Genomic DNA, 610 nt, shown 5'->3' with positions numbered 1-610 from the left:
TCATTACCGTGGATCAAATAAGCGATCTCTCCCTTAGATCTTATGAAAGACATGATCTCGAGTGATGCAGCAAGAGAATTATTAAGATCGGAGGCAAGCAATATAGCAGGTTTTTTTATTTCCCCTTTTTCATATGCTTCTTTGAATGATCTTTCAGTACCTCCTGTCATAATCCATGAAATGGTTAAGCCCTCATCAAGATTAGATTTTGTGAAGTTGTACTTTGATTTTAAGAAGTTTTCAATGCTTTTCTCACTTTCAACGATCTTTTTTTCATCATGAACAGAAGAAATAAATTTCACTAATTTTAGATTCATGTATTTATCACTCCTTTATGGATGTTTAGGAATTGAATCAATTCAATTTTGAAACTTATTGCTATTCCTCAATTCTTTTTGGGCCATCACCCCACAACAACCTGCCACCAGGGTGTAAAATTTTTTTATAACCAAAATTCTTTCAACCGAGGTGACAGGCATGTTGCGGAGCTCTTCAGATGTGTTTCTCTTCAATTTCCCTTCTTCAGACGTTGTTTTTAATCTTGTATTCTTTGCTTTTCAGCGAATGGATTTTGATTCCATTTCTTCAGAACTCCTTCGGTCTTATTCTC

1 pseudogene is annotated in these 610 nt (G+C 34.9%); it reads right to left on the bottom strand.

Annotated elements, in window-relative coordinates:
* Positions 1–317: pseudogene (locus tag ACP5SP_RS08100) on the bottom strand (fucose isomerase); the annotation flags it as partial.
* Positions 318–610 lie beyond the last annotated feature (293 nt).

This window comes from Caldisericum sp. (genome assembly GCF_049967455.1).
In the GTDB taxonomy this organism is placed as follows: Bacteria; Caldisericota; Caldisericia; order Caldisericales; family Caldisericaceae; genus Caldisericum; species Caldisericum exile_A.
The sequence above is the reverse complement of the archived record's forward strand: the minus strand, read 5'-3'. Positions and strand labels throughout refer to the sequence as shown.